Source organism: Cupriavidus consociatus, from assembly GCF_017814975.1.
GTDB lineage: Bacteria > Pseudomonadota > Gammaproteobacteria > Burkholderiales > Burkholderiaceae > Cupriavidus > Cupriavidus consociatus.
The window spans coordinates 77,730-84,306 of the sequence record NZ_JAGIQA010000035.1; the positions used below are offsets into that span (position 1 = coordinate 77,730).

Annotated in this window: 6 protein-coding genes; 1 reads left to right on the plus strand and 5 read right to left on the minus strand. The window is 59.7% G+C overall.

All coding sequences use genetic code 11. The annotated features are described in order from the left end of the window. Positions 1-217: 217 nt before the first annotated feature. From J8I82_RS39195 to J8I82_RS32780, 3 genes are read right to left on the minus strand one after another with little or no spacing between them, the layout of a single operon-like run. On the minus strand, positions 218-1,342 hold the full coding sequence (locus tag J8I82_RS39195) for a class I adenylate-forming enzyme family protein (RefSeq protein ID WP_336620922.1): 1,125 nt from the start codon (positions 1,340-1,342) through the stop codon (positions 218-220). Continuing rightward, a complete protein-coding gene (locus tag J8I82_RS39200) occupies positions 1,300-1,722 on the minus strand; it encodes an AMP-binding protein (RefSeq protein ID WP_209763793.1) in 423 nt (140 codons plus the stop codon). The genes J8I82_RS39195 and J8I82_RS39200 overlap by 43 nt, the downstream gene beginning before the upstream one ends. Before the next feature lie 34 nt (positions 1,723-1,756). Then, positions 1,757-3,403 carry an isovaleryl-CoA dehydrogenase gene (locus J8I82_RS32780; RefSeq protein ID WP_209763794.1) on the minus strand — a complete coding sequence of 549 codons (1,647 nt, stop codon included), beginning with the start codon at positions 3,401-3,403 and terminating at the stop codon, positions 1,757-1,759. Between the two features lie 90 nt (positions 3,404-3,493). On the opposite strand from J8I82_RS32780, the gene J8I82_RS32785 reads away from it, so the two are divergent. Then, entirely contained in the window at positions 3,494-4,318 is an 825-nt protein-coding gene (locus tag J8I82_RS32785; protein WP_209763796.1) for a PaaX family transcriptional regulator C-terminal domain-containing protein, read from the plus strand. Positions 4,319-4,436: 118 nt separating this feature from the next. On the opposite strand, the gene J8I82_RS32790 is transcribed toward J8I82_RS32785, so the two are convergent. Next, positions 4,437-4,802 (minus strand): DNA-binding protein, encoded by a 366-nt coding sequence (locus tag J8I82_RS32790; protein ID WP_209763798.1) that lies wholly within the window; start codon positions 4,800-4,802, stop codon positions 4,437-4,439. 398 nt (positions 4,803-5,200) lie between these two features. Beyond that, positions 5,201-6,577: hypothetical protein (locus J8I82_RS32795; RefSeq protein WP_431831601.1), on the minus strand; the 1,377-nt coding region annotated here is incomplete at its 5' end.

The following is a 6,577-nucleotide window of genomic DNA, read 5'->3' on the forward strand; positions in this document are numbered from 1 at the left end:
GTGAATCGGAGAATTGTCATTGTGCTGGGTCTGGCCGGCTTTGGGAGGACTCTGGAATTGGCCCTTGCGTTTGCTCGGCAAGTATGGAGACCGTTGGGTGCTGCGGTATGCGTGCTAGTCGACCAGAGTATCGGCCCTATCTCGACTATTTGAGGGAACGATACTTCCGACAATCGACGCACTAGATAACTAGGAACGGTCGACACATTCACAACGGTCACCGCAGTGCCCGCAGCTCCTGCGTCAGGATCTTCCCAACTGCATTGCGCGGCAGGCTGTTGACGAATTCAACGGTCTTCACGCACTTGTACCCGGCGAGCCGTTGTCTGCAAGCGGTCAGGATATCTGCCTCCATCACGGACGAGCCTGGCTTGCACACCACAAACGCGGCGGGAACCTCGCCCCACTTTGCATCCGCCCGCCCGACCACCGCCACGTCTGCAACACCGTGAACTGTGCGGATCGCGGCTTCCAACTCAGCGGGATAGATGTTCTCTCCGCCGCTGATGATCATGTCCTTCAGACGGTCCACGACATACAGGAAACCATCCTTGTCGAGATGGCCGATATCTCCGGTTCGATACCAGCCCTGATGCAAGGCGGCCTGCGTGGCGTCCGGATTTCTCCAGTAGCCGGAGAAAACCATCGGACCCCGACACCAGATCTCCCCGTCCTCCTCCGCAGGCAGTACGGTTCCCGTCGCCGGATTGACGATCCTGACTTCGCCATGCAGAAGTGGCTTGCCTTGCGAGTGCGCCTTCGCCAGCCCCATCTCCGCGGTCCAGAATGACACCGCTCCGCAGAACTCGGTGGTGCCGTAGACCTGGTGCACGCTGATGCCCAGGTCGAGATACGCTTCGATCAACGCCTTCGGCACTGCTGACGCGCCGCAACTCACCCACAACAGCGTGGAGGCGTCGATCGTCGCTGACTTTGCCACCGCAAGCATTGCCTGCAGCATCAGCGGAACTGACATCATGCTGGTGATGCGTTCAGCGGCAATGGTTTGCCAGACCTGCGCCGGATCAAAGTCAGCCCGAAGAACGGTGGTGCATCCCTTCAGCACATTGGTAATCAACGGAGACAGTCCACCGATATGAAACATCGGTGCGACGAGCAGGAATCGCGCATCCTGACGCCAGTCCAGGGTATTGGCATTGCCGTGAGCGGCCCAGATCAGGGCTTCGTGCGACAGCATCGCCCCTTTGGGACGCCCAGTCGTGCCCGAGGTGTACATGATGACCGCCGGCAAATCGGCTCGCACTTCACGGGAGCCTGATGCCAGGGGTCCGGACCCGTTCACAATGCTGTCGTAATCGACGCCAGGCCCACGCTCTCCCACCCGGATGATTCCCCGCAGCGGGCTTCAACGAGCCGTTCAACGACAGGAGCGAATTCATCCTCATACAGGAGAGCGGAAGGCTCGGCATCAGCGAGAATGTATGCCAGTTCCGCGGTGCTTAGCCTCCAGTTCACCACCACGGCAGTCGCGCCAGCACGAGCGGCAGCGAACACCGCATTGGCCAGGGCCTCACCATTCCTTGCGTAGATCGCAACGCGATCCCCTTCCGAAACCCCTAGCTCGGCGAATGCATCAGCAAGCCGTGTACAGCGATCGTTGAACTGAGAAAAAGTCCAGCGTCCGCGCGGGCACACAATGGCTTCGCGCGACGGCGACAGCGCGGCGCGCTGCGCAAGCAGTTGCGAGAGATGCAGGGTCATGAGGTTCAGGTGTTCGTCAGCTCGCGGCGCAAGGTCAGATCATCAGGCTGGCGCGGTTGATTAGCAGTGCAATCGGCGCATGTGGGTCCAGCGTGCCATATGCAAAGCCACACTCTTGTGCCAGGCGGGCGCGACAGAAGGCATTGGCAATCTCGTCATTCCCGGAGGTCAACAGCAGCGCCGCCTGAAGGGCCATTGCAGTTCGCTCTACCACCAGCCGGCTGCGCGCCTCCAGGACGGTCTGGTCTTCGAAGGCTTTTTGCAGCCACGCCACATGCCGGTCAGAGGCCTCATGCAACCCTCGCGCCGTGTGGAGTTCCTTGAACAGGGCGTCGCCAACGCCGGGCTCCTTCTGCAAAGCACGCAGGACGTCCAGGCACTGCACGTTGCCGCTGCCCTCCCAGATCGAGTTCAGAGGCGCCTGCCGATAGAGCCGCGGCAGGATGTTCTCCTCGACGTATCCAATCCCACCCAGGCATTCCTGCGCTTCGTTGATATGGGCAGGCGTACGCTTGCAGACCCAGTATTTCCCAATGGCGGTCCCGATGCGGGCGAGTGCGGCCTCATGCGGATCTCGCGGCGACGCATCCACAGCGGAAGCGATACGCATCGCAAGCGCGATGGCGGCCTCGCTCTCCAGTGCCAGGTCGGCCAGGACATTGCGCATCAGAGGCTGGTCAATCAGCAAACGTCCGAATGCCTTGCGCTGACTCGTGTGGTGGAGTGCCTGGACAATTGCCTGCCGCATCTGCGCGGCCGAGCCGAGAATGCAATCCAGCCGGGTCAGCGCGACCATCTCGATAATCGTCGCGACGCCACGCCCTTCCTCGCCAACCAGACTCGCCGTCGCTCCCTGGAACTCGACCTCGGAAGATGCATTGCTCCAGTCGCCCAACTTGTCCTTCAACCGCTGGATCCGGACCGCATTGAGTGATCCGTCAGGGAGAACACGTGGCATCAGAAAGCAACTCAGACCGCCCTGCGCCTGAGCCAGGACCAGATGTGCATCGCACATCGGCGCTGAAAAGAAGAACTTGTGGCCAACGATTTCGTACGTACCGTCCCGTTGCAGGTGCGCGCGCGTGGTGTTGCTTCGGACATCCGAGCCGCCCTGCTTTTCCGTCATGCCCATGCCGATCGTGCACGCGGTCTTCTCATGAGCAGGCAGTGCGCGCGAGTCGTACTCGCTGGCTGTCACGCGAGGGATCCATGCGTCTGCAACCGCCGGAGACTTGCGGAGCGCCGGAATGGCGGCATGTGTCATCGTTAGCGGGCAGCTTGTGCCGGCGTCCGGCTGGCCGTTCAGATACACCAGGGCTGCACGCGCAACGTGCGCGCCAACCCGGTCCTCGTGCCGCCAGGAAAAGCTATGAACCTGGCCCTGCATCGCGTGGCCCATCAGCTTATGGTAGGCCGGGTGAAACTCCACCGTGTCGATGCGCCGGCCATACCTGTCAAAGCTGTGCAGTACCGGCTTATGACGGTTGGCCAGCTCGCCGTACTCCATCATTCTTCCGCCCGTGACTTCACCATAGGCCGCAAGGTGCTCGCTCGCCCATGCTCCGCCATGCCGCGCTACGGCCTCCTGCAATGCGCGATCCGTTGACCACGCGTTATACGCGGGCAGGGGCAACGGCTGGTTCTGGACATCGTGAGTGCTGAACTGTGACCTGGCTGACATGGGTAGACTCTCATCCGTGGAAGCGATACACATATTACATAGAATCGCATTTTTTGTACAAGATAGTAATATCAGGAAGAACCCTACCCTATGGCTGAGGCATCAAAAGCTGCATTGGATGAAAGTGCTCCCGGTCCCGCAGCGCGCCGCCTGATTCTCAAGCTCCTGGTGGCATCAGAGACGGAGACCCTCGACGCCTCTGACGCTATACGAGCCTGCGCGCTCTTCGGGATCTCGGACAACAATGCGCGGGTTGCGCTTACCCGCCTGGCGAATGCCAATCTGATTGAGACAGCGGGAAGAGGAACGTATCGGCTTGGCTCCGAGGGCCGGGCGCTGGGTGAAGACATATCCGCATGGCGAGTTGCAGAGCAGCGAGTGCGCCCTTGGGATGGCACATGGGTAGCCGTCTTGATCGCCGGCCTGGGACGAAGCGATCGTACGGCCCTGCGTGCACGTGAGCGCGCCCTTGCGCTCGTCGGAATGCGGCAACTCGAGGAAGGCCTGTATGTTCGGCCGGATAACCTCGCCGGAGGCGTCGCCCATACGCGCGAACGGCTCTACGGCCTGGGCGTCGAGAATAGTGCACCGGTCTTTACGGTACGAGACTTCGACGCCGGGCTGGAATCGAAGGCTCGCGGCCTGTGGAACGGGAAGGAGCTTGTGAAAGGCTATCGCGAGAGCAGGCGTCTGCTTGAGAAATCGAATGCCAAGCTCGACACGTTACCCGTAGAGTTGGCCGCCAAGGAAGCCTATCTGCTCGGCGACCAGGCGATCCGGCAACTGGTGTTCGATCCGTTCTTGCCTGAGCCGCTTGTGACTGTGGCGGATCGTGTCGCCTTCGGAAGTGAAGTAAGACGCTATGACGAAGTTGGTCGTTCCATTTGGCAGAGGTTTCTGGCTGCGCGTGGTTGATGGTGATCCGCCGCTAGGAATTGGCTTGTTCGGAAGCGCCGAGTGATTCGCCGGTTCGGTCGATTCTCTCGCCCGCCCCAGCTATCGAACACTCGTCTGACTTCCGGCGCGGTGCCCCCTACCCCACCAGCGCCCGCAACTCCCGCGCCATGGCAGGCACCACCTGCCTGGCGCAACGGGCAAGATTGACTTGCATGGCCGTGGCGGCGACATCCAACAGGATCGGGTCAATGCTGTAATCGCGCTGATCCAGCCATACCAGCACACCCAGCAAGTGCCAGAGTGTGGTGCTGCCTTCATGCACCGGCGCCGGGAAAGACTCGGGATAGCCGATCATCAACTTGCGCATGTTCTGGCGGGACATGCCGACGGCATCGGCGATATCGGCGAGTCCCACCAGATCGGGAACCGCTTCGATCAGCGTAGCGGCAGGGTGTCCACCGCAGACAGCCCGGGCAGCAGCACACCCGGAGACGGCACGCATTTTTACGGCTGCGATTGCGTCGTTTCCGCGTGAAAGGCTAGTCGGGAAGTTTTGGCCTTTGTGGGACGAGGTGCGGTTTGATGGCGGCGCCAAAGTCTCACGATGAAGGCGGGATTAGGTCATCAACGGGTTGCGTGATCCCGCTGCCCAACTGCTGCCGTGCCCCCGATGAACACCCCCCTCGCGGACGCGTAGCACGCCCCCGCCTCCTTCCTCAGCCGCTCCAACCCGATTGAGAGCGCCGAGCTTTCGCAGAGGACAATCAGTTCGTAGCCCGGCACGTCTCGGGCGCCATCACCAACACCAGCCGATCAGTCCGATTCGGCTCAGCGCAGGTGAGGACGTCCGCCGAGACGTCTGCCGCTTCGTAGCAGGTTTCGTTGAGGCGTTACAGGTCCTCAGTGCCATGAAAGCCTTGCAACTATGTTTCCGTACTCCGTAGCAACACGCTCAAAGCGTTCGACGCTTCCTCCGAAGAGCCCTGCCCGGAGGGGTAACCAGGCTTCCCCTTGCTCCCTAGCCTGTTGAAGGATTCGCTCGTAAGGCGCAGAAGCGCCATGCCGCTTCCAGCCGAATCGGCCCACAGGTCCCCAGACCCCGGAACCTCGCATAATGCGCATATCCGCTACAGCTAGGGCAAGCAACACCTCGAATGTGTCGAATGCGGATTCGTAGTTCTTCCCGAGGAAAAGTAAGTCATCAATACGAGGTTGGACGATCTTGTAGAGGTACTCACTCAAGGGGGCGTAGTTTCGTTCATGGCCAGGAATAGTCTTCCAGACATTCGTCCGGTTGAGTTCGAGTATGCAGTTGCCAATGGCTTCAACGAGAACGGGATTCGGCGAGGAGTTATCAATTGTTGACAGCGGGGTATAGAAAAGCGCTGACAGGCTCTCGTATCGCTGTGCGTCCACAGCAGCTATGCCCGCGTAGTAAGTCTGTAATATGAGGGGATACCAGCGTAATTCGAGCCATACCGATAGACCGCCACGAACATCAAGCCGATCACAAGATCGTGCTAAGCACTTCTGTAGCGTTGACAGATGTGTTGGCTTAGCCCAATAGGCAACCGCCGCGAGCAGCGCAGCTAGGTCGGACGTGGACTCTTCGTACCGTCTTAGTCGCTCAACGAACTCCACTTGGTTCCATGCTGATGAAATTGGAAAGGCATCCTCTCCGGTCAACGCGAGAAACCGTCGCGTTTCCCCGACCAGAAAGTCGTGCAATTCAATCGCACTACTCTCAGCTGCTAGTAGCGCCTTCACCCGCTGAGCTTTACTTGCCAAGATTTCAGGTGTACGTAGTTCCTCTGTATAAGGAACAGTGATCAAGCGATCAAGATCCTTGGATTCGCTTGCCTCCAGCTCGGTTAGGCTTGGCGCACTGAAGACAAAGTCGCCATCGCCGTCAAAGTGCCCGTAGTGAGGTGTTTGGTTGGAGTCCCTGTCGCTTGCAACTTTGGCGTAAACATATGCCATGACGTTGCTCGCTGTAATAACGTTTGCTTCACTTGCAGCCTTCCCACGTAGCGCTTCAATTAGATGCCCAGTGAATACTGAATGGCCGGCCAATGGGCCTCCAGCGTCGGACACTGTTTCATCAGCCTTCCCTGCAGTGAGTACCTGACGTGAATGACGCAAAAGCATGTCCTTGAGAAACCGCGTACTACCAGGAAGCGTGTTGCGCGTGAGCGCCAACCCCAATCCATCCAAGTTAAGCCGCCAATAAAATCGCAATTTGCCCCGCGAACCCTTGACTTGTGACGAGGTTCGAGG

Excerpts from the sequence above, each read along its gene's own strand:
- J8I82_RS32785 (WP_209763796.1), top strand. The coding sequence starts at position 3,494 with ATGGCTGAGGCATCAAAAGCTGCATTGGATGAAAGTGCTCCCGGTCCC.
- J8I82_RS39200 (WP_209763793.1), bottom strand. The coding sequence starts at position 1,722 with ATGACCCTGCATCTCTCGCAACTGCTTGCGCAGCGCGCCGCGCTGTCG.
- J8I82_RS32780 (WP_209763794.1), bottom strand. The coding sequence starts at position 3,403 with ATGTCAGCCAGGTCACAGTTCAGCACTCACGATGTCCAGAACCAGCCG.
- J8I82_RS32790 (WP_209763798.1), bottom strand. The coding sequence starts at position 4,802 with ATGCGTGCCGTCTCCGGGTGTGCTGCTGCCCGGGCTGTCTGCGGTGGA.